22 protein-coding genes are annotated in these 21,594 nt (G+C 46.5%); all 22 read left to right on the top strand.

The window, feature by feature from the left end; translation table 11 throughout:
- Positions 1–11: 11 nt before the first annotated feature.
- A complete protein-coding gene (locus ACAW68_06695) occupies positions 12–1,415 on the top strand; it encodes a hypothetical protein (GenBank protein ID XGA15168.1) in 1,404 nt (467 codons plus the stop codon).
- Positions 1,416–1,429: 14 nt separating this feature from the next.
- Positions 1,430–4,249: a hypothetical protein gene (locus ACAW68_06690; protein ID XGA15167.1), complete on the top strand. Its 2,820-nt coding sequence runs from the start codon at positions 1,430–1,432 to the stop codon at positions 4,247–4,249.
- 126 nt (positions 4,250–4,375) lie between these two features.
- Positions 4,376–5,581 carry a bifunctional phosphopantothenoylcysteine decarboxylase/phosphopantothenate--cysteine ligase CoaBC gene (gene coaBC, locus ACAW68_06685; protein XGA15166.1) on the top strand — a complete coding sequence of 402 codons (1,206 nt, stop codon included), beginning with the start codon at positions 4,376–4,378 and terminating at the stop codon, positions 5,579–5,581.
- A 3-nt stretch (positions 5,582–5,584) separates the two neighbouring features.
- Complete coding sequence (locus ACAW68_06680; protein XGA15165.1) at positions 5,585–6,751, top strand: hydroxymethylglutaryl-CoA synthase; 1,167 nt, start codon at positions 5,585–5,587, stop codon at positions 6,749–6,751.
- An 87-nt stretch (positions 6,752–6,838) separates the two neighbouring features.
- Positions 6,839–7,072, top strand: coding sequence for a hypothetical protein (locus ACAW68_06675; protein XGA15164.1), 234 nt, complete (start codon positions 6,839–6,841; stop codon positions 7,070–7,072).
- A gap of 78 nt (positions 7,073–7,150) precedes the next feature.
- A complete protein-coding gene (locus tag ACAW68_06670) occupies positions 7,151–7,591 on the top strand; it encodes a nucleoside 2-deoxyribosyltransferase (protein ID XGA15163.1) in 441 nt (146 codons plus the stop codon).
- A gap of 121 nt (positions 7,592–7,712) precedes the next feature.
- The gene (locus tag ACAW68_06665) at positions 7,713–8,603 is read left to right on the top strand and encodes an N-acetylmuramoyl-L-alanine amidase (protein ID XGA15162.1); all 891 of its coding nucleotides are present in this window, start codon (positions 7,713–7,715) and stop codon (positions 8,601–8,603) included.
- 93 nt (positions 8,604–8,696) lie between these two features.
- Positions 8,697–9,065, top strand: a complete 369-nt coding sequence (locus tag ACAW68_06660) for a hypothetical protein (protein XGA15161.1) — start codon at positions 8,697–8,699, stop codon at positions 9,063–9,065.
- A 287-nt stretch (positions 9,066–9,352) separates the two neighbouring features.
- A complete protein-coding gene (gene hisS, locus ACAW68_06655) occupies positions 9,353–10,666 on the top strand; it encodes a histidine--tRNA ligase (GenBank protein ID XGA15160.1) in 1,314 nt (437 codons plus the stop codon).
- Positions 10,667–10,668: 2 nt separating this feature from the next.
- On the top strand, positions 10,669–12,474 hold the full coding sequence (aspS, locus tag ACAW68_06650) for an aspartate--tRNA ligase (GenBank protein ID XGA15159.1): 1,806 nt from the start codon (positions 10,669–10,671) through the stop codon (positions 12,472–12,474).
- A 230-nt stretch (positions 12,475–12,704) separates the two neighbouring features.
- The gene (locus ACAW68_06645; protein XGA15158.1) at positions 12,705–14,372 is read left to right on the top strand and encodes a hypothetical protein; all 1,668 of its coding nucleotides are present in this window, start codon (positions 12,705–12,707) and stop codon (positions 14,370–14,372) included.
- A gap of 12 nt (positions 14,373–14,384) precedes the next feature.
- Positions 14,385–14,744, top strand: coding sequence for a hypothetical protein (locus tag ACAW68_06640; GenBank protein XGA15157.1), 360 nt, complete (start codon positions 14,385–14,387; stop codon positions 14,742–14,744).
- A gap of 103 nt (positions 14,745–14,847) precedes the next feature.
- Positions 14,848–15,729, top strand: coding sequence for a YitT family protein (locus ACAW68_06635; GenBank protein XGA15156.1), 882 nt, complete (start codon positions 14,848–14,850; stop codon positions 15,727–15,729).
- 195 nt (positions 15,730–15,924) lie between these two features.
- Positions 15,925–16,110, top strand: coding sequence for a 30S ribosomal protein S21 (gene rpsU / locus ACAW68_06630; GenBank protein XGA15155.1), 186 nt, complete (start codon positions 15,925–15,927; stop codon positions 16,108–16,110).
- A gap of 74 nt (positions 16,111–16,184) precedes the next feature.
- Positions 16,185–16,628, top strand: a complete 444-nt coding sequence (locus ACAW68_06625) for a GatB/YqeY domain-containing protein (protein ID XGA15154.1) — start codon at positions 16,185–16,187, stop codon at positions 16,626–16,628.
- Positions 16,629–16,728: 100 nt separating this feature from the next.
- Positions 16,729–17,727, top strand: coding sequence for a PhoH family protein (locus tag ACAW68_06620; protein ID XGA15153.1), 999 nt, complete (start codon positions 16,729–16,731; stop codon positions 17,725–17,727).
- 4 nt (positions 17,728–17,731) lie between these two features.
- Positions 17,732–18,214: an rRNA maturation RNase YbeY gene (gene ybeY, locus ACAW68_06615; GenBank protein ID XGA15152.1), complete on the top strand. Its 483-nt coding sequence runs from the start codon at positions 17,732–17,734 to the stop codon at positions 18,212–18,214.
- Positions 18,198–18,626, top strand: coding sequence for a diacylglycerol kinase family protein (locus ACAW68_06610; protein XGA15151.1), 429 nt, complete (start codon positions 18,198–18,200; stop codon positions 18,624–18,626). The genes ybeY and ACAW68_06610 overlap by 17 nt, the downstream gene beginning before the upstream one ends.
- Before the next feature lie 52 nt (positions 18,627–18,678).
- Positions 18,679–19,587 carry a GTPase Era gene (gene era, locus ACAW68_06605; GenBank protein XGA15150.1) on the top strand — a complete coding sequence of 303 codons (909 nt, stop codon included), beginning with the start codon at positions 18,679–18,681 and terminating at the stop codon, positions 19,585–19,587.
- Positions 19,588–19,634: 47 nt separating this feature from the next.
- A complete protein-coding gene (gene recO, locus ACAW68_06600; protein ID XGA15149.1) occupies positions 19,635–20,435 on the top strand; it encodes a DNA repair protein RecO in 801 nt (266 codons plus the stop codon).
- Between the two features lie 52 nt (positions 20,436–20,487).
- Positions 20,488–20,664: a hypothetical protein gene (locus ACAW68_06595; GenBank protein ID XGA15148.1), complete on the top strand. Its 177-nt coding sequence runs from the start codon at positions 20,488–20,490 to the stop codon at positions 20,662–20,664.
- A gap of 155 nt (positions 20,665–20,819) precedes the next feature.
- Entirely contained in the window at positions 20,820–21,560 is a 741-nt protein-coding gene (gene pnuC / locus ACAW68_06590) for a nicotinamide riboside transporter PnuC (GenBank protein ID XGA15147.1), read from the top strand.
- The last annotated feature ends 34 nt before the right edge of the window (positions 21,561–21,594 follow it).

Here is a 21,594-nt window from a genome sequence, read left to right as displayed (position 1 = left end):
CTATTGACACTGTGCGCGAAGAGCGAACGGCAATCGATAGCGAAGCGACTTCTGCCATTACAACAGCTCAAAATTCGGATTATGCCGATGAAAAGGGCGTTCAAGATGCGATTGCGGCCTTAAAGGAGGCACAAGAAAACGCAACTGGCGATACAGGAACGACTGCTCAAATTGAAGAAGCAATGACAGCACTACAAGATGCAGTGGATGCGGCTAAGTCTGAGCAACAAAAGGCCATCGATGATGAGCAAGCTGTGGCGACGTCACCAGTTAGTCATGAAGCTGATGTTGTCGATGCGCAAAAGGCATTGGATGACTTGATTGCTTCGGCTGAATCTGGTGGGGATGTGTCAATTGCGGATATTAATGACGCTGCGCAAGCGCTGCAAGATGCGGTTGATGAGGCTTCCGATGCACGTGACGATGCTAATGACGCGGCTGACCAAGCAGTGACTGATGCCGAAGCAACTAACCAAGCTGATGAGCAAAGTGTGCAAGATGCTATCCAAGCTTTGCGTGACCTGCAAGATGCAGCGAGTCAAGATGATGAAAATGCACTTACGGCGGACATTGAGGCAGCAACCCAAGCCATAGCTGATGCTGTACAAAAGGCGGCGGATGCCCAAGAAGCGGCCCGTGATGCTGCCGGTAAGGTAGAAACAGCGCCGGTTTCAAATGAACAAGGTGTTAAGGACGCCCAACAAGCGTTGAATGATGTGCTTGATGATCCGGCATCGACAGTCGCGGAAATTGAAGCGGCCCAACAAGCACTTGAGGATGCCGTGAAAACAGCGCAGGATAATCGTGACACGGCGAATGATACAGCTGATGATGTGATTGCCGATGCGCAATCTGGCGATCAAGCTGGTGAACCAGGCGTACAAGATGCCATCACGGCCTTGCAAGAATTGCAAAACAAAGCGGCAACTGATGACGCTGGTGCATTGACGGCCGATATCGAAGCAGCAACCAAGGCAGTCACGCAAGCGATTGCCGACGCCAAGTCTGCGCAAGATGCCGCCCGTGATGCGGCTGGTCAAGTTGAGACAGCGCCAGTTTCGAATGAATCAGGCGTTAAGGATGCGCAATCTGCCTTGGATAAGGTACTCAACGATCCGAGCGCGACAGTCGAAGAAATTGAAGACGCGACAACGGCACTAGAAAATGCAGTAGATGCGGCAAACACAGCCCGTGACTCTGCAAATAGCAATGCTGACACGGCCATTTCAAAGGCCCAAGGTACGCCACAAATTAATGAACCGTCTGTACAAGAGGCAGTCGAAAAGTTGCAAACGCTACAAAAGAATGCAGCTAACGATTCAGCTTCCGCTTTGACCCAAGACATTTTGACGCCATCCAGAACCTTGCTGACACAGTTGCCGAAGCGGCGGCTGATAAGCAAGAGGCTGTTCTAGCTGCTGAAAATGCGTTGAGTCAAACAAAACCAGTTTCAAATGAATCAGCGACCGCGCAAGCAATCGCTGATTTGCAAGCCCTGCTCGCGGATGAAAATGCAACTGCTGAAGCGGTGCGTGAAGCAACTAAGGCACTGAATGCAGCAACTGCAAGTGACACAACCGAACGTAATGCGACAAATGCTGATGCCGCCGATGCGATTTCTGATGCCCAAACATCAACGGTTGCGACTGACGAATCAGTGTTGACGGCTATCCAAAACTTGAAGGATGCGCAAACTAAGGCTGCCAATGAAACTGTTGACGATGCCGGGCATGCTTGGGTATCACAAGATATCGTTGATGCGATGACGGCTTTGCAAGACGCGGTTACCGCAGCTGAACAGGCCCAAGACACAGCTCGTGACGAAGCCTCGGCGTTGTTACAGGACGACAGCAAGACTAGTCCGGTAACAAATGAACCGGCCATCACGGATGCAAAATCAGGGTTGCAAGCTGTGATTAATGATTCAAACGCGACGGCAGCCGACTTGAACGATGCTATGGCAGCTTACCAAGATGTTATGGATCAAACGAAGACGCAACGTGACAATGCGAAGTCTACGGCAACGGATGCCATTACATCAGCACAGAACAGCGATTTGTCAACTGATCAAGGCATCCAAGACGCGATTACTGCGTTGCAAAATGTTATGAATCAAGCCGATACGGATAGCCCTGATGCGTTGACGAGTGATATTCAAGATGCCATGAACGCGTTGCAAGATGCACAAATTGCGGCGGTGACATCACGTGACCAAGCAGCTGACCTTGCTGATCAGGTTAAGGGGCAAACAGCACCGGTTTCACAAGAACCAGGTGTGCAACAAGCAGTTAGTGATTTGGATGCGTTGCTAAATGATTCAACGGCAAACGCAGCCCAAATTAATGATGCAATCAAAGCGTTACAAGATGCCGTTGCGGAAGCCAACGATGAACGTAACACGGTTAACCAAGCAGCTAACGATGCTGCTACAAGCGCTGCAAATAGTGATCAGAGTCAATCTCAGGCAGTGAAGGATGCGATTGCTGCGTTGCAAGAGGCACAGAAGAATGCCGCGGATGACCAAGGCACAAGCGAAGCGATTGCGACTGCAACGAAGCAATTGCAGGATGCAGTCGCTCAGGAAGCGGCGGACCAAGCAACTGAACGTGATAATGCAACAGCAGCGATGGATGCAACAGCACCGGTTTCAAATGAAACGGCTGTGGCCACAGCCAAGAATGCTTTGGAAGCTGTTTTGGGTGATCCAAAGTCAACGGCTGATGAGATTGCCGATGCAGTGAAGGTACTGACTGATGCAACGACGAGCGAAATGGCGAACCGTGATACAGCTAACACAACAGCGAACGATGCCATTACGAACGTGCCGGCTGAAGTGGCAAACGAGCCACAGGTTGCTGAAGCGGTCGCTAATTTGCAACGTTTGATGACTGAAGCTGCTAATGATTCAAGTGGTGCTTTGACAAAGGATATCGCTGCAGCAACTGAGGCGCTTACTAAGGCGCAAAATGATGTTGTTGGTTACCGTGAACAAGCTCGTGACGCGGCAGCGGATGCGTTGACTAAGACGGCACCGGTCAGTCATGAGCCAGCCACAGCAGCAGCTATCGATGCGTTGAACGCCTTGGTTAATGATCCAAACGCCAATTATGCAGACATTAAGCAAGCAACGGAAGACTTGTTGAAGCAAGTCGCTACGGATACACAAGAACGTGACGCAACGAGTGCTGATGGTAATGCGTTGTTAGACCAAGCTGCGCAGTCAGACTTGGCAAATGATCCATCGGTAGTTGAAGCCATGCACACATTGCGTAATGCGATTGAAAATGCAGCGACCGACAGTAGCGATGACTTGACGGCAGACATTAAGGCAGCGATGCAAGCGTTGACTGATGCGATGACAGCGTTAGTTGATGACGCGCGTGATCAAGCACAACAAGCCATTGCTGATGCTAAGCCAGTTTCGAATGAAAAGGGTGTGGCTGATGCGATTAAGAAGTTACAGACGTTGATTAATGATCCGAACGCCACGCGAACGGCAATTGAAGCAGCGATGGATGCACTTCGAAATACGGTTGAACCAGCCAAGGAAAGCCGTGAGAGTGCGAATAGTCAAGCCGAGCAAGCCATTCAAGCAGCGCAAAATAGTGCGGTTAGTGATGATCCAGCTGTACAAGCAGCGATGCAACGCTTGCAAGATATTCTTGCGGCAGCAGCGGCAGACAATCCGGATAACCTAACGATTGATATTTTGGCAGCGATGCAGGCGTTGCAATCGGCGGTCACACAAGCACAGGCTGCCCAGAATGCGACGAGTGCTACGACAACTCAAGCACCAGTACCAGCGCCAACGACCTCTAGTCAGGCAGATTCAACAGCGCCAACAGCCGCTGTTGTTTCGACGGTAGCGAGTGAGACACCAGCAACGACAACGCAAGCATTGTATGGTACAACGCCGATTTACATGAGCGGTGGTTACCCAATCGTTGTCCCTGGTGTGTTGCCATACACAGGTTATGAGGCGGGTGTTGCATGGGTCCCTAGTGTCGGAACGCCAACAACTGGTGGACTTTTGCCATACCAAGCCGCTGAACCACGTACGTTGGCTGGTGATACTGAAGGACGTCGCATTATTGACCGCGTTCGTCAATTGGACGGTCAACGCGTAAGTCGTGCTGGTCTTGATACAACAATTGCTCATGAAAACAGGTGGTTGCCAATTGGTATCTTCCTATTCTCATCGATCTTGTTGTTGCTTATTGCTAAGCGCCGTAAGCAAGCCGATAAGTAAAGGGTGAACTTTAAGAGAGTGATGTTTCTGAAAAATCAGAGATATCACTCTCTTTTTATTTGTAGTGGTGCTTCATGGTAAACTTAAAACAGATGACTTTTAACTAGATGCAAAAGGAGTGTCGAAATGTTTACTGATAAAAACATTGTGCTCATCGTCAGTGGGGGCGTTGCAGCATATAAGTCAGCCATTTTCGCGCGCTTGTTGATGAAGCAAGGCGCAAATGTAAAGGTCGTGATGACCCAGGCTGCAACTGAATTTGTAACCCCAAAAACATTTGAGGCACTAACACAACACCCGGTTGTGACCGATTTGTTTGATGACCACAACGAAAGTATGATTGCACACGTTAGCTTGGCTGACTGGGCGGATTATATTTTTGTCGTGCCGGCCACTGCAAACATTTTGGCGAAGATAGCTGCGGGTATCGGGGATGATGCGGCAACGTCAGTGTTGTTGGCCCGCCACACGCCAGTGATTGTTGCACCGGCAATGAATGTGAATATGTATGAGAACCCAGCAACGCAACGTAACCTAAAGACGTTGCGTGAAGATGGTGTCATCATTATCGAACCAGCCGAAGGCATGCTTGCTGAAGGTTACGCCGGTAAGGGCCGTTTGCCTGAACCAGATGAGATTTTGGCGCTTGCTGATCTGAAGCTTCGTCAACAGACGGGCCGTTTAGCTGGTAAAAAGGTCGTTGTGTCAGCTGGTGGTACGGTTGAACCGATTGATCCAGTTCGTTTCATTACGAATCGATCATCAGGTAAGATGGGGTACGCGTTGGCGCAAGCAGCTGCTGAACAAGGTGCAGATGTGACACTTGTATCATCATCTGAATTGCCAGCACCAGTTGGCGTTACGATGGTGCCAGTACAATCAGCACGCGACTTGTTGGCAGCGATGACGGAACGTTTTGAGGAAACTGATGTTGCAATCATGGCAGCAGCGGTATCCGACTATCGTGTTGCGACGCCGGCAGATCAAAAGATGAAGAAGAATGCTGACCACGCTGGGTTAACGATTGATCTGGTTGAGAATCCGGATATCTTGGCGACTTTGGGCCAACAAAAGACGACCCAATATTTGGTTGGCTTTGCCGCCGAAACGCAAGATTTGTTGACGTATGCGCAAAACAAGTTGGAAAAGAAGAATGCCGACATGTTGGTTGCGAACGACGTGTCTAAGGCGCAAGTTGGCTTTGGCCACGACACAAATGAAGTGACGTTGTTGCAACGTGATGCGGCACCAGAAAAGCTACCGCTACAATCTAAGTTAGCGTTGGCCCGTGATATTATGAATCGCATTGCAACTCAAGTGGAAGGAAAATAAGACATGGCAGTAATTGGAATTGATAAGATGAGCTTTTTCTCACCACACCAATACATTGATATGGTGGATTTGGCAAATGCGCGCAATGAAGAACCAGATAAGTACTTGATTGGTATCGGTGAGACGGAACAAGCGGTTGTACCACCAACTCAAGATGTGGTCACGATGGCAGCTAATGCAGCTGATCAATTGTTGACGGCTGAAGAACGTGCTGAAATTGATACGATTATTTTTGCCACTGAATCAGGTATTGATAACTCAAAGTCAGCGGCTGTTTATGTACAACGTTTGTTGGGCTTGAATGAATATGCACGCACGATTGAAATGAAGCAAGCTTGCTACGCTGGTACGTACGGTTTGATGCAAGCGCGTGACTACGTTGCTTTGCACCCTGGTTCAAAGGTGTTGGTCATGGCATCTGATATTGCCCGTTACGGTTTGCACACACCAGGTGAAGTCACGCAAGGTGCTGGTGCGGTGGCCATGTTGGTCACTGAAAACCCACGTATTCTTGAATTGAATCGCGACAACCAATTCATGTCACGCGACGTGATGGATTTCTGGCGTCCGGTTTATGCTGAAGAAGCTTTGGTTGATGGTAAGTACTCTGCTGAAGTTTACCGTGAGTTCTTCCGTGATTTGTGGTCACGATACAAGGAGAAGACGGGTCGTTCAATTAACGACTTTAAGGCATACGCATTCCACTTGCCATTCACGAAGATGGGCTTGAAGGCTTTGCGCGACATTTTGCCTGAGGCGGATGAAGCTAAGCAAGCTGACTTGTTGAACGAATTTGAAGCCAGCCGAGTTTACAACAAGCGAATTGGAAACTTGTACACGGGTTCAGTTTACTTGAGCTTGTACTCATTGTTGGCCAACTCTGAAGACTTGGCTGCTGGTGACCGTTTGGGTATCTTCTCATATGGTTCTGGTGCCGAGGGTGAGTTCTACTCAGCTATTTTGCAACCTAATTTCCGCGATGGCTTGATTGCTGGTCAAATGGACGCGTTGTTTGAGAATCGTGAGTATTTGACGATTCCAGCATACGAGGAAGTGTTTATGGCTGGTTTGCACGGTTCAGAAGATCGCGAGTTTGATATCTCAGCTGATCCAGCTAAGTTTGTCTTGGCTGGTTTGAAGGATCAACAACGCCAATACGTGGCACACTAACTCCGAGAAAAAATCAATAATTATGCGTGGCTTCATCAAACGCGCTGGGTACACTAATCGCAAAGACTAGTACAGGGGGAAGTGCCTATGCAAGATTATGAGTTACAAGTTGGCGACTTGGCCCATTGCGATGAAGCAAAGGGCATTGACCGGCCGTTCATCGGGAAAGTCGTACGCTGTGAGGGGCAGACGTACGACATGGAAGTGGTGTATATTCCAGATTTGACGCATGCCAATGCATCGTTGCTACACACGCAAGTTCAGGTGGCTAAAACAGCGTCAGCACCATTTGCCAATAAAGCAGATGCGCCATTTATGTAGATGTTGCTTGTTCACTATTCGTCAGGTAGAATTATTGGGTAAGACTAAATAATAAAAGTTAGATGAAGAGGGAATTTTATGAAGCGCGTCTACCTAGCCGGTCCATTTTTTGATGATGACCAAATTGATCGTATTGAACGTATGGAAAAGGCTCTAGCAGCCAACCCAACGGTATCAGAATTCTTCAGTCCACGTACTGAGCAACACGACGAATTTGAATTCGGTTCAAAGGAATGGGCAAAGGCAATTTACAAGGGTGATAAGGATCACTTGGATCCAGCCGAAGTTGTAATTGCTGTGATTGACTATGAGGGTGAGCACGTTGATCCAGGTACTGCCTGGGAGATAGGTTACTCAGAAGCAACGAAGAAGCCAGTTATCTTGGTGAAGGAAAAGGAAGGTGGCATCAACTTGATGATGTCTGTACCAGCCCACGCCTTTATCACGGATGTTGCCGACGTTGCAACGTATGACTTTGATGCATTGCCATCAAACGAATGGGAAGGTAAGACTTTCTAATTCGGGTTTTACCCAAATAGAAGACTTAAATTAAACGGCACTCACAAAAAGTGGGTGCCGTTTTTTGTTCGAAATAAGGTAAACTGTTTAATGACATTAATTAGAGAAAGGACATGACAACATGCAAAAACTAGGCCGGTTAATGTTGGCATGGATTACGAAGTTTTGGGTGCCGTTGGCAATCACCGTTGGTATGCTGGCGATTGCGGTTTCCGTTACGACGGTGATGCTGTATAATCAGCAAATTACGGTGCAGATTCCGAACCTAACCTTGCGTGAAAAACGCGGGGTGACAAGTACGCCTATTTCGGTTCTGAAACAAGGAGAACACTTACAAATTTTGCAAGAAGACAATGGCTGGTACCAAGTGCGTCGTGAAGATGAATCGACAGGGTGGGTGGCTAGCTGGTTGCTAGAACGCACAACACCCTTGGATAAGGTCACGCCACTTTCTGAAGCAACAATTGTTTTGGACCCTGGTCACGGTGGTACTGATCCTGGTGCCGAGTCAAATAGCGGTAAGTTTGAAAAGACTTATACGTTGCTACTTGCCCAACAAGTTGCTAAAACGTTGCGTGCCACTGGTGCGCGCGTCATCATGACACGTGACAGCGATAAATTGGTTTATCTGTCTCAAATTCCAAAGGTGGCAGAAAACGCGAATGCTGATGCGTTTATTTCGTTCCACTTTGACTCGGTGACCGAGGCGAATGGGGCAAGTGGTTATACTGCTTATTATTACCACAAGGACAACGGGTCAAAGGACTTAGCACAGGCAATTAATGATGCGATGAATCCAAATATGCCTTTGGAGAATCGTGGAATCGATCGTGCTGAATATGTGGTGTTGATTGATAATAAAGTGCCCGCCACTTTGTTGGAAAATGGCTACATCAATTCTGATCGTGATTTCAAGAAAATTAAGAGCCCGGCATATCGCAAATTGATTGCGCAAGATGTTGAACAAGGGTTGGAAACGTATTTTGACAATCGGGTAAAAACCGTTAATTAGTCACAGGTTGTTAGGGGTTATTGATAGAATTATTCGCGGAATTTCGATACCATTTCTTTGATGGGGAATGTGTTTAGAAATGAGGCATTTAATATGACAGCGATTAATACTGATAACGAGGTGGCAATGGAAGTTATGCGTCTAGCTGGCGTTGTAGATGAAATTGCTTACCACTTGACGAATGTGATGTTTGGGGATGACCCAGTCAATTTTGATAAGGCTGCGGTTACAGCAGCTTTAGGTGATTTGGGCATTCAATTGCGTAATTTTGTTGACGCCGAAGTTGGCCAAACACAAGCACACAGTTTGGCCACGTTGAAAAATCAAATTAATGATATGAGTGCTGCCTTCTTGCAATTTGATAATGCAGCCGACTGGCAGGCCGTTCCAGCAGTTTCAAATCGCGTAACTGAAATGGAACGTTTATATGCCCGCTTAATGTGCTATACAGTGGCACCATAGACCTTGACGCAATTTACTTTCTATTGGATAATAAATCCCATAGATAAACCGATGAGAAAGCAAACTTGTGGTTGGTAGAAGAAAGCGAGCAGGGTCTGGTGCAAGCCTGTGGTTACTGAAGCAAGGGGACACTTTTTAGGTCGCAGCAATGCGCGTGTTGCCACGTTACGGCATGAGACCAAATTCAAGGTGGTACCGCGCTAAAAGGCGCCCTTGACGATACATGAAGTGTCGTTGAGGGCGCCTTTTCGTTTTGCACCATCGGAAACATGAGAGGAATTTTAAACATGGCTAAGCAATCATTCCAAAAGCCAAAGGGAACTGCTGATTTGCTCCCTGGTGAATCATTGAAGTGGCACTACGTTGAAGAGACGGCGCGCCTTTTGTTCGGCGACTACCAATACTCAGAAGTACGTACGCCAATTTTTGAAAGCTTTGATGTTTTTGCCCGTTCTGCTGGTGATACATCAGACGTTGTGACGAAGGAAATGTATGACTTCAAGGATAAGGGTGACCGTCACGTCGCTTTGCGTCCAGAAGGTACTGCCGGTGTTGTTCGTGCGTTCGTTGAGAACAAGTTGTTTGGACCTGAGCACCAAAAGCCATACAAGATGTTCTACATCGGACCAATGTTCCGTTACGAGCGTCCACAAGCCGGTCGTATGCGTCAATTCCACCAAATCGGTGTGGAAGCTTTGGGTTCAGACTCACCTGCTTTGGATGCTGAAGTTATTGCAATGGCAGTTGATTTGTTCCAAACATTGGGTGTGACGAACTTGAAGGTTAAGATTAACTCTTTGGGTGACAAGGAATCACGTGAAAACTACCGTAATGCCTTGATCGACTTCTTGAAGCCGCACTTTGATGAGTTGTCTGCTGACTCACAAACGCGTTTGGAGAAGAACCCATTGCGTGTCTTGGACTCTAAGGATGAAAAGGATCAAGCCATCGTTGCAGATGCACCATCAATCTTGGATTACTTGACGGAAGATGCCCAAGCGCACTGGGAAAAGGTTCAAGCCTACCTTGAAGCAATGGGGATTGATTACGAAGTCGACGCTAATGTTGTGCGTGGGTTGGATTACTACAACCACACGATTTTCGAAGTGATGACGCAATCAGCTGCCCTTGGTCGCGGTTGGACGACAATCACTGGTGGTGGTCGTTACAACGGCTTGGTTGAAGAATTTGGCGGACCAGAAATGCCAGGTGTCGGCTTTGGAATCGGTCTTGAGCGTTTGATGTTGTTGCTTGAAGCAGAGGGTGCAACGTTGCCTGAACAAGCACCGTTGGATGTTTACGTTGCCAACATGGGTGAAGGCACTGATGTTGCAGCTATGCAAATGGTTCAAGCAGTGCGTTCATTTGGTTACAGCGCAGAACGCGATTACCAAGACCGTAAGCTAAAGGCACAATTTAAGACAGCCGACAAGCTGGGCGCACGCTTCATCATTACGATCGGTGAACGTGAATTGGCTGAGCAAACGGCAAACTTGAAGAACATGACGACTGGTGAAGAAATCACGGTAAAGTTGGCTGAACTTTACACGGGTCTCCCAGAGTTTATTGAAGTTGAAGAAGACGTAGAAGAGGAAAACTAATTATGAAGCGTACTAACTATGCTGGCTTGATTGATGAAGCCTACCTTGATCAAACTGTCACGCTACAAGGATGGGTGCAAAAGCGCCGTGACTTGGGTGGTTTGATTTTCGTTGATTTGCGTGACCGTGAAGGTATTGTGCAATTGGCCTTCTCAGAAGAATTTGGCGCAGATGCTTTGGCAGTTGCTGAAAAGATGCGTTCAGAATTCGTTATCGAAGTTGAAGGTGTTGTTCGTTCACGTGCTGAAGGTGCGGTTAACGATAACTTGAAGTCAGGTAAGATTGAAGTGCAAGTTGCCAAGGCAACGATTTTGTCAGAAGCTAAGACGACGCCATTCTACATTGAAGACGACATCAACGTTTCAGACGAATTGCGTTTGAAGTACCGTTACTTGGATTTGCGTCGTCCTGAGATGCAAAAGAACTTGCGTATCCGTTCAAAGATTACGGCTGCAACGCACGAATTCTTGGATGCAAACGGCTTTATTGATATTGAGACGCCATACTTGGCTAAGTCAACGCCAGAAGGAGCCCGTGATTACCTAGTGCCATCACGTGTTTACCCTGGTTCATTCTACGCTTTGCCACAATCACCACAATTGTTTAAGCAATTGTTGATGGGTGCCGGCTTTGACCGTTACTACCAAGTTGCCCGTGCCTTCCGTGACGAAGATTTGCGTGGTGACCGTCAACCAGAATTTACGCAACTGGACGTTGAAACGTCATTCATGACGCAAGACGAAATCATGGCATTGGTTAACGAATGGGTTGCCGCTATCATGAAGAAGACAGTTGATGTTGATTTGGATACGGCTCAAATTCCAGTGTTGGATTACGCTGATTCAATCAAGCGTTTCGGAACTGACAAGCCTGACATGCGTTTCGGCATGGAATTGCAAGATTTGTCAGAGTTGATGGCTGATTCAGAATTCGGTGTCTTTGCTAACGCGGTTAATAACGGTGGCCAAGTAAAGGCAATCGTTGTACCTGGTGGTGCTGATCACTACTCACGTAAGGACATTGATAAGATGGCTCAATACATCGAGCGTTTCGGTGCCAAGGGATTGGCTTGGTTGAAGGTGACTGATGAAGGTATCACTGGACCAATCGCTAAGTTCTTGACGACGAAGGGTGACGACTTGTTGGCCCAAACTGAAGCTAAGGCTGGCGACTTGATTCTGTTCGCGGCTGATTCAGAAGGCGTTGTTTCAGCAACGTTGGATGCTTTGCGTCGTATGACGGCTAAGGAAATGGACTTGATTGACAACAGTAAGTGGGCTTTCGCTTGGGTTGTTAACTGGCCATTGTTTGAGCACCAAGCTGAAGAAGATCGTTGGATTGCGGCACACCACCCATTCACAATGCCAAACGAAGAAGATTTGCCATTGTTGGAGACGACGGAAGGTGCTCACCAAGCACACGCCCAATCATACGACCTTGTTTTGAACGGATACGAGTTGGGTTCAGGTTCAATCCGTATTCACCGTATGGACATCCAAGAGAAGATGTTGTCAGCGCTTGGCTTCACTAAGGAAGCAGCGCACGATGCATTCGGCTTCTTGCTTGAAGGTATGGAATACGGCTTCCCTCCAATGGGTGGAATCGCTCTAGGATTGGATCGTTTGGCTATGTTGTTGGCTGGACGTGACAACATCCGTGAAGTGATTGCGTTCCCTAAGAACTCAAAGGCTACTGAGCCAATGACAGAAGCACCAACACCTGTTGCCAAGGCACAAATCGTTGATGACTTGGGCTTGACGGCGCCTGTATACGCCGACATTGAAGCACCAAACATGTCAGAAGAATAATTGTTTTTAATTGAGCGAGTTTGCAGTTTTCTGTAAGCTCGCTCTTTTTTGGTTTGTCAATCGATTTTCCTATTAATAGTAAGTTATTTTGTTGCAAAAATAGCACAGCTGAATTCGTCGTATTTCACATTTTGTTCATAAATCCTCCTTATACTTTTTTGTTAGTGATAAAGATAAGTAAGTATCTTTTGTTAGAGAATTTGGATTAAAGAAATTTGGGGAATTGTGACATGTTGAATTGGCGTAAATTAGCATTATCTTCAGCTGTTGTTCTAGGAATGATGACTGTGGCAGGGACTGCCTACGGTTCTGATGATGTTTATTTGACTGATAATAGTCACACGGCATCAACCACTTTGGACAACGCAACTAAGGTGACATGGAACTCACCGTTGTACACGACAGATATGGATGCTTTGAATGCAAAGCTCGGGGATGCCGATGTTCGCACTGAGATTATTCGTGAAGCGGGCTTCATGATTAATGGACAAAAGGCCATGGATTGGCACCCTGGAAGTATTTCAGTTAACGGCCAACAATTTGATGGCTACTTAACTTTCAAGAGTAGCCGCTTGCTTAGCGTCGGTTCGACTGCGCAAATCGTTGTTAAGTTTAACAGTGTCTACGACATTCAATTCCAAGTGTTGTACCAAGTGAGCGCAAGCGGCGATCAATCAGAATCTTGGTATGGTGCGCAAGGAATGTACGTGGGTATTCAACAAGGCGAGCGCCCAGCTACGCCTGAGGACCCGGAGGCGCCTAAGCCAGAAGATCCAGAAACTGGCTGGACGACGGGACCTATCGATGCCCCTAATTTTTCTGATTGGACGACATTGCCAAGCGTGCCATTGCAAACGCCTGACACTGGGGATGTAACGATTGACGGGAACACAGTAGGCGGCAAGGGCGACACTGGCGACATCAACATTGACGGGAATACTGTTGGTGGTAAGGGTGATACCGGGGATATCAACATCGACGGAAACACAGTAGGTGGAAAGCCAGACCAAGGTGACCAAACGATTGATGGAAACACAGTAGGTGGTAAGGGTGACACTGGTGACATCAACATTGATGGTAATACTGAAGGTGGCAAGGCAGATACGGGGAACATTTCAGCGCCAAGTACACCAGACACCGGCGATATCCTAGCACCAAGCACACCAGACCAAGGTGACCAAACGATTGATGGGAACACAGTAGGTGGTAAGGGCGACACGGGTGACATTAATATTGATGGTAATACTGAAGGTGGCAAGGGAGATACTGGAAATATTTCAGCGCCAAGCGATCCGGACACCGGTGATATCCTAGCGCCAAGCACACCAGACCAAGGTGACCAAACCATCAACGGTGATACTGAAGGTGGCAAAGGTGACACGGGAAACATCAACATTGATGGTAATACCGAGGGTGGTAAGGCCGACACTGGTGACATTTCAGCGCCAAGTAACCCAGACACTGGCGACATTCTAGCACCAAGCACACCAGACCAAGGTGACCAAACAATCAATGGTGATACAGAAGACGGTAAGGGTGACACCGGAAATATCAACATCGATGGTAATACCGAAGGTGGCAAGGGCGATACTGGAAATATTTCAGCACCAAGCACGCCAGATACCGGTGATATCCTAGCACCTACTGAGCCAGGTTATGGGGCTGTTCCAGCACCAAGTACACCCGACAATGGTCAACAAACAATTGATGGGAACACTGAAGGTGGTAAGCCAGATACAGGCGATATCGCAGCGCCAGTTGTGTCAGGTGAAGGTGATACAAACGTCACCAATCCAGATGCACCGGTTGTTGATGATCAAAACAACGCAAACGATTCAAATGAAGTAAATACGTCGGATGATTCAAGCGCGTCAGCCGTTACGACGCCTGATGAGTAACAAACTGGCCTCGTGACTAACGAAACACCAAGATTGGTTTCAGCGGGTGCTAACACAACTGCACGTACAGCGGTATTTGGTGATGATGCAACCACGTTCATCGGTAGCTATGCGTCATCAAATCAACCAACGCTTAGCCAAGCATCATCAAACAGCAACCAAGCACGTCTTGCAAGTTCAAGTGCTGGGCGTGACTTGATTCACGACATGATTGTTTCTGAGGATGCCAAGCGTTCTAATGCATTGAAGTTGGAACAAGCCGGCGTTGGATCTGAATGGTTCACGATGGTGGCGGGAGCAATCCTTGGCTTCTTGTTCGCATTCTTCCGTCGTCGTCGTGAAGAGCGTGACGAAGAAAACGAGACACGATAATTAAAGCATGACAAAAACTTACGGGCGTTGGTCCGTAAGTTTTTTATTTTTATGGGCGTTTTCGTGCTAAAATCATAAAGTACAAATTGAAAGAAGCGAGAAAATGGACCAGATAGAACAGTATTTTAATCGACACCAGTACTCAAGTCGCATCGGTAGTGCGATGGTATACGCAGTTGCTTCAGCGATTGCGTTGAACTTTTTTTGGACACCCGGACACATTTATTCTTCTGGATTTACAGGACTAGCCCAGTTGCTGAACACATTGCTGGAACGCTTTGTGGGATGGCATGTGCCAGTTGGTGTCTTACTGGTGCTGATTAACGTACCACTAATGATTACCGCCTACCGTGCGATTGGTAAGCGATTTGCGATGTTTACGGCGTTGGCTTTGTTGCTGGCCGCAATTGCGATGCGTTTGGTTTCGCAACCGGAGCAATTATGGACGCACGATCCACTTGTCATGGCCATCTTCGGTGGTGCTGTCAACGGATTTGGAACCGGGTTGGCTCTACGAAACGGGCTCTCAACTGGTGGGTTGGATATTATTGGTATTCTGGTTCGTCGCAAGACTGGCATGAAGATGGGAGCGGTGAACTTAACGTTTAACTTCTTTATCTTATTAGCATCAGGATTCTTGTTTGGTCCACAATATGCGTTGTATACCGGTATTGGTCTGGTTATCAACGCCCGCGTCATTGATTTGGTTTATACACGTCAACAAAAGATGCAAGTGATGATTGTGACAGAAAAGCCTGATTTGGTTATCGAGGCCATTCAACGTGATATCCGTCGTGGTATTACGATTGTGCACCACGCTGAGGGTGGGTATAACCACCACCACAAGGAAGTCTTGTTCACCGTTATCTCAATGTATGAACAATATGACCTGCGTGATGCGATTTACGAAGTTGACCCACAGGCTTGGGCATCACTTTGGCGCATCGATCGCACGTTCGGTCGTTTCTACGAGCCAAAGTTGTAATCTAACGGTTTGTTAGGTACAAAAAGCTTAGGGACAAACATTTTAGGTGTGACTAGGTGAAGAGTGATAACAAATCGTCAGCAGTTTTGTATAAAGCGTTGACAACAGGTTCAATTCTGGTAAACTATTAAAGAACAAAAGTGTGCGACATATATAAAAGTTGGAAACTTCACACGGGAAGGGAGGGTAAACATTATGGCAAAGACTGTTGTTCGTAAGAATGAGTCTCTTGATGATGCTCTCCGTCGCTTCAAGCGTGGTGTATCAAAGGATGGTACCTTGCAAGAGTACCGTAAGCGTGAGTTCTACATCAAGCCATCAGTACAACGTAAGTTGAAGGCTGAGGCCGCTCGTAAGCGCAAGAACAAGAAGAGCCGTTAATTCGACTCTTGCCGGGCTACCTGCTGGTGGTCCGGTTTTGTTTTATATTCAAGTAATTAAAGGAGATTATGATTATGAGTTTGTTGGAACAATTGACTAACGACATGAAGGAAGCTATGAAGGCTAAGGACAAGGTTACTTTGGGCGTTGTTCGTATGGTCAAGTCTTCAGTTTCTAACGAGCAAATCAAGTTGGGTCACGACTTGACTGCTGACGAAGAATTGGCTGTTTTGTCACGTGAGATGAAGCAACGTGTCGAAGAGTTGGAATCATACAAGGATGCTGATCGTGAAGATTTGGCAGAAGAAATCCAAGGTCAAATCGACGTTTTGAAGCGTTACATGCCTGAGCAAATGTCTGAAGAAGAAGTCGTTGCCGTTGTTAAGGAAACGATTGCTGAAGTCGGTGCATCATCAAAGGCTGATTTGGGTAAGGTAATGGGCGCTTTGATGCCTAAGGTTAAGGGTAAGGCTGACGGTAAGTTGGTTAACCAAACTGTTCAATCATTGTTGGGCTAATTAAGGTCGAACTATGATACGGGGGATACCCCCGATACATATATATTTGCGGTATAATAGTAACCGTAAGAGAATAATTCGAATTAGAGGGATTACATTTTTGGCAGCACAAGTTGAAAAAGTTTATCGTTTTGAAAATGCTGAGCAAGAAATTGGTTTGGTCGGCGCACAAGACAGTAATTTGAAGTTAATTGAAGAAGGCATGCAGGTTGCATTGTCTGTGTTTGGGGACCAACTAACGATTAAGGGTGAAGCTGAAGCGGTAGATGCTGCTGAAGCGATTGTCGCTGAATTGGCCGCTTTGATTAAAAAGGGTGTGAAGCTAAACGCGACTGATATCGTATCAGCGATGAAGATGTCAGAGCGTGGTACGTTGGAATACTTTGGCGACATGTACACGGAAACGTTGATTCGTGATGCCAAGGGACACCCAGTTCGTGTTAAGAACTACGGTCAACGTCGCTATATCCAAGCCATTCGCAATAATGATATTACGTTTGGCATTGGACCAGCTGGTACTGGAAAGACGTATTTGGCTGTTGTCATGGCCGTGGCTGCTTTGAAGCGCGGTGATGTGGAGAAGATTATCATTACTCGTCCGGCTGTTGAAGCTGGTGAAAGCCTTGGTTTCTTGCCTGGTGATTTGAAGGAAAAGGTCGATCCTTACCTACGACCAATTTATGATGCGTTGCATGCTATTCTAGGTGCCGAGCACACGGAGCGTTTGATGGATCGTGGTACGATTGAAATTGCACCATTGGCCTACATGCGTGGTCGTACGTTGGATAATGCCTTTATCATCTTGGATGAAGCACAAAATACAACACCACAACAAATGAAGATGTTCCTAACCCGTTTGGGATTCGGATCACACATGGTGGTTAACGGTGACGTGTCACAAATTGATTTGCCAAGTAAGGTGCGTTCAGGTTTGATTCAAGCCCGTCGTGTGTTGGTAAATGTGTCACATATCGAATTTATTGAGTTCGCGGCAGATGACGTTGTGCGTCACCCAGTTGTCGGAGCGATTATTAATGCGTATGACGCCTTTGATGCAGCGCAAGAAAAGGCAAAAGAAGCAAAAGAGAAGAAGGATTAAGATTATGGATTTGGCAATTATTGACCAATCAAAGCCCGGCGTTCCCGCTGAGCAAATTGAACTCGTTGAAAAGGTTTTGGACTACGCTGGTGAGTATATGAAGTTGCCAGCTGATACTGAAATGTCAGTAACGTTCGTAAACAATGATGAAATTCAACGTTACAACCGCGAATACCGTGGTTTGGATAAGCCAACTGATGTCATTTCATTTGCCATTGAAGAAGATGGTGATGATTTGCCATTGATGATGGATGAAGAGATGGCCGAAGATTTGGCTAAGAACATTGGTGACATTATCGTTTCTGTCGATAAGATTGGTGAGCAAGCGGAATACCTGGAACACTCATATGAGCGTGAACTAGGCTTCTTGGTTGTCCACGGCTTCTTGCACTTGAATGGTTACGACCACATGCGCAGTGATGAAGACGAAAAGATTATGTTTGATTTGCAACGTGAGATTTTAGATAGTTATGGACTTACACGATAAGAAAAAGGCTGCTACACAAGAGCCACAAATTGAGAAAAATACGCACTTCCTCCAAGCCCTTGGACATGCCTTAGAAGGTATTGGTCAACTTTTGGTTCGTGAACGAAACATGCGTTTTCATATTGTTGCGGCGATTGTAGTCTTACTTGTCGGCATCTATGTTAAACTAGGACGTTCAGATTGGTTGTGGATTTCAGTTGCCGTCTTTACGGTTATCATGGCTGAGTTCGTGAATACCATGGTCGAAGCAATTGTTGATTTGATTGTGGGTGAACAATATCACCTGCTGGCTAAGGTGGCGAAGGACGTGGCGTCTGGTGCCGTTTTGGCGGCGGTGGCGTTTGCCATTGTGATTGGTGTTTTGATTTTCCAACCATACATCTTGCCAAATTTGCAGATGATTATTAAATAAGTTAGTTGTACGCGCGATGCGTGGATTATAGAAAGAATAGAGAATAATATACATGAGTGAACAAGGATTTAAGTCAGGTTTCGTTGCCCTAGTTGGTCGTCCAAACGTTGGTAAGTCAACGCTTTTGAACAAGATGATTGGTGAAAAGATTGCCATCATGTCACCAAAGGCACAAACGACACGTAACAAGATCCAAGGAATTTACACAACTGATGAAGGTCAAATTGTGTTCATGGACACGCCTGGAATTCACAAGCCACACAATTCATTGGGTGACTTCATGGTGAAGACGGCGATGTCAGCTTTGCGTGAAGCTGATATGGTTTGGTTCTTGGTTAACGCCGACGAGCCACGTGGTGCCGGTGATGACTTCATCATCAACCGTTTGAAGGACACAAACACACCAGTTTACTTGATCATCAACAAGATTGATTTGGTGAACCCATCAGACTTGTTGGCTATCATTGCTGATTACAGCCAACAAATGGAATTTGCGGAAATCTTCCCAATTTCAGCTTTGAAGGGTGATGGTGTGCCAGAGTTGTTGGATTTCGCCATGGACAAGATGGAAGAAGGACCACAATACTACCCAGCTGACCAAATTACGGACCACCCAGAGCGTTTCATCATGAGTGAGTTGATTCGTGAGAAGGTACTACAATTGACACGTCAAGAAGTGCCACACTCAGTTGCTGTTGTGATTGATAAGATCGAACGTCAAGATGAGAACCACTTGCACGTGCAAGCCACGATTGTTGTTGAGCGTCCAACGCAAAAGAACATCGTTATCGGTAAGCAAGGTGCGATGATCAAGGAAATCGGTGTTCGTGCCCGTAAGGATATCGAACGCTTGCTTGGAGACAAGATTTTCTTGGAGACGTGGGTTAAGGTTGAAGAACGTTGGCGTGATAAGCCACAAGCCTTGCAAACGTATGGTTACAAGGAAGATTCAGATATTTAATGATGTGAAAAGGAGACTAATTAGTCTCTTTTTTATTAGGAGGCGGCATGGCGGAAGTATTTGAAGCGATTGTCATGTATCAACGTGACCACAAAGAAAAAGATTTGATGGTTAAAATGCTGACTAAAACAGCCGGCAAGCGCATGTTTTATATCAAAAATGGTAAGTCAAAGCGTTACCAGTTTGCTGCTGATGTCCAACCGATGACGATTGCAACCTTCGAAGGCACGCTGAACCAAACCGGGCTAAGTTTCATTAATTCGGTCAAAGAAAGTCATCATTCTCGTGAATTGATGATGGATGTCGAGAAGAATGCTTACATGACATACATCCTTGGCTTGATCGACGCTGCTTTCGTCGACAATCAGCCGATTGAAAAGTGGTTTAATTGGGCAAAGTTGGCGCTTGAAAAGCTGGAGGAAGGTCTCGATCCACAAGGCTTGGCGAACTACTTTGAAGTCCAATTATTGCCAGCATTTGGTCTAAATCCAACTTGGGGTGAATGTGCGGTTTGTGGTCGTCGTGATTTGCCACTTGATTTTTCTGAAAAATTAAATGGGACCATTTGCCAGATACACTGGGACCAAGATGAAAATCGCATGAACGCCAATCCGCGTTCAGTTCGTATTTTGTCACAATTGGCGAAGGTGGATTTGAAGCAACTAGGCACGTTGAGTCTGAAGGATGAAACAAAGCAAGATATGGCGCGTGTGATGGATAAGCTGTATGACGATCAGGTTGGTGTACATTTGCGTGCAAAATCATTTATTCAACAGTTATCAGGCTGGCAAGCACGGCTAGCGACTCGCAATAATTCCGAGGGCCGAAATGAGACTTCTGCGGACTAATCACTTATAATAAATGTGTAGAAGAAAACGTTTTCAGACAGGAGATGATTCTATGGACATTAATTTGGATGATTTGAAGGACAAGGCAGCTGACGCACTAGAAGGGGCTGACTTGAACGAATTGAAGGATAAGGCCGGCGAGTTGCTTGGCGACAAGGCTGACATGCTTGATAATGTTGATTTAGATGACGTTAAGGACAAGCTATCAGGATTGCTTGGAAAAGATTAAATAAACACCTAATGGACGGCATGCTCGAGTGAGTGTGCCGTCTTTTTTCGCATCTCAACCACCAACTAGTTACAGTCCTGTGACATTATGCACAAACGATTAGTTAATGTGGTAATCTATTGCTTAGTGTTTTAGTTTTAGGGAGTAGTAGAAAGATGCAGAATTTGAAGCAAGCTTTGCGCGAGGCGACGTCGCCAACTAACATCAAACGTGACTTAGCGTTGATGAATCGATTCCAACGTGTGTACATGTTTGTCATCATGGCAGTGACAGTGTGGGCGTTTGTTTATACGGGTGACTATTCATCATCAGGTTGGACGAGTTTGATTACTGGCCTTGTGTTGGCGTTCTATTTGATTATGTTGGCCAGCGGTCGTTTGACTAACTTCTTCTGGGGATTGTTGACGAATGGTATTTGGCTGTTGATGTCAATTCATAATCACTTGGTTGGTGATATCTTGAATCAAGGATTCTTCTTCGTGATGCAATTTGTGGGGATGGCGGCTTGGTACAAGCAACTGTCACAACAGGCCGATCACAGTCAAATTCAAGCTAAGCGCATTGGTCCGAAGATGATGGGTTGCCTGGTCGCAGGGGCAGTCGTCGTCTACGGCATTGTCTTGACGGTTGCAAAGACGGCCCACGGTAATCAAGTTTACCTGGACTCATCACAACTACCACTAGGTATGCTGGCCCAAATTTTGGCAACGTACGGTTACCTATCACAATGGATTGTGTGGTTGTTCGTTGACGCTGTGGGCTTGTTGCTCTGGTGGAATCAAATCCAAGCAGGTGGCTCAGGTGCATTGGGGATGTTTGTTCTCATGATTGTGAAAACATTTAATGCTTTCTATGGCATGTACTTGTGGTCAAAGACTACCGAATATAAAGATTAATTTTGATAGACTGGCAACATTTTGTTGTCAGTCT

It is taken from the genome of Weissella confusa, assembly GCA_041871065.1.
Classification (GTDB): Bacteria; Bacillota; Bacilli; order Lactobacillales; family Lactobacillaceae; genus Weissella; species Weissella confusa_A.
Note: the sequence above shows the minus strand (reverse complement) of the source record. Positions and strands in the feature narration are given on the sequence as shown.